Here is a 1,601-nt window from a genome sequence, read left to right on the forward strand (position 1 = left end):
CCCATGATGATGAGAATGCCCTCGATGGCCTGCCCGGTCTGGTTCAGCGTGGTGTTGACCACCGACACGATGTCCGGGTAGCCAATGGCCACGGCCAGCGAGCTGTTCTTGGTGAGGTTGAGGAACTGGCTGGTCATCGGCGGGATGATCACGCGCAGCGCCTGCGGCAGCACCACCAGGCGCAGCACCTGCTTGCGGCGCAGGCCCAGGGCCCCGGCCGCTTCCCATTGGCCATTGTTGACCGCCTGGATGCCCGAGCGCACCACTTCGGCGATGAAGGCCGAGGTGTAGATCACCAGGCCCGCCAGCAGCGCGGCGAACTCCGGCGACAGCGTCAGGCCGCCGCTGAAGTTGAAGCCCTTCAGTTCCGGCATGTCCAGCGTCAGCGAAGCGCCGCTGACCAGCCAGCCGATCACCGGCAGGCCGATCAACAGGCCGATGGCGGCGCGGCCCAGCGGGAACACGTGGCCGGTGGCTTCCTGGCGCTTCTTGCCCCAGTGGCCCAGGAACAGGATGGCGACGATGGCCAGGCCCAGGCCGGCCAGCATCCAGTCGAGCGAGTTGCCTTCCAGCGCCGGCACCTTGAGGCCGCGGTTGGAGATGAACACGCCCGGCAGCGGGTTGTGCGCCTGGCGCGGACCCGGCATGTTCTCGGTGATCAGCGCATACCAGAAGAACAACTGCAGCAGCAGCGGCACGTTGCGCATCACTTCGACGTAGACCGAGGTGATCTTGGCCACGAGCCAGTTCTTGGACAGCCGGCCGACGCCGATCAGCGTGCCGAGGATGGTCGCCAGCACGATGCCGAGCACGGCCACGCGCAGCGTGTTGAGCAGACCCACCCAGATGGCGCGGCCATAGGTGTCGGCGGGGGTATAGGCGATGGGCGTTTCACCGATGGCGAAACCGGCCTCGCGTTGCAGGAAACCGAAGCCCGTGGCGATGTTGCGCACGGACAGGTTGTGAAGCGTGTTTGAAACCAGGAACCACACCGCCAGCGCGACGGCGGCCAGTGCGATCACTTGATAGACCACGGCGCGCACACCGGGATCGTTCCAGTTCAGACGCCGGGGGGGTGCCGAAATCGGGGCGTTTTTATTTGAAGTCGTCATGAATGAATCTACAGAAGTCGGACACCGGGCAGCGGGGGCCTTGCGGCCCGCGCCGTCCACTCCTGCCGCCCGCTCGAAGGCGGGCTAGGCATGGCGCCATACTGGCGCCATGCCGGGCAGCCGTGTGTTAGCGCACCGGCCAGCCGTACATCAAGCCACCTTGCTTGTAGCTGGCGTTCAGGCCGCGCTCCAGCTTCATCGCGCTGCTCTTGCCGAGCGTGGCTTCGAAGCTTTCACCGTAGTTGCCGACCTGCTTGATGATGTTGTAGGCCCACTTGTCGTCCACGCCCAGGTTCTTGCCCATGCCCGGGGTCACGCCCAGGATGCGCTGGATGTTGGGATTGGTGCTCTTGGTCATTTCATCGACGTTCTTGGACGTGATGCCGTATTCCTCGGCTTCCAGCATCGCGTTCAGCGACCAGCGGATCACGTTGAACCATTGCTCGTCGCCCTGGCGCACCATGGGGCCCAGCGGCTCCTTGGAGAAGT

At 65.0% G+C, this 1,601-nt stretch carries 1 protein-coding gene and 1 pseudogene; both read right to left on the reverse strand.

Features of this window, described 5'->3' with window-relative positions:
* The coding region (locus SB816_RS29640; protein WP_269875786.1) for an amino acid ABC transporter permease at positions 1 to 1,112 on the reverse strand (1,112 nt) is incomplete at its 3' end.
* Positions 1,113 to 1,239: 127 nt separating this feature from the next.
* A pseudogene (locus SB816_RS29645) lies at positions 1,240 to 1,601 on the reverse strand (amino acid ABC transporter substrate-binding protein); the annotation flags it as partial.

The sequence above is a fragment of the Achromobacter sp. SIMBA_011 genome (assembly GCF_046535435.1).
GTDB classification, from domain to species: Bacteria; Pseudomonadota; Gammaproteobacteria; order Burkholderiales; family Burkholderiaceae_B; genus Achromobacter; species Achromobacter dolens.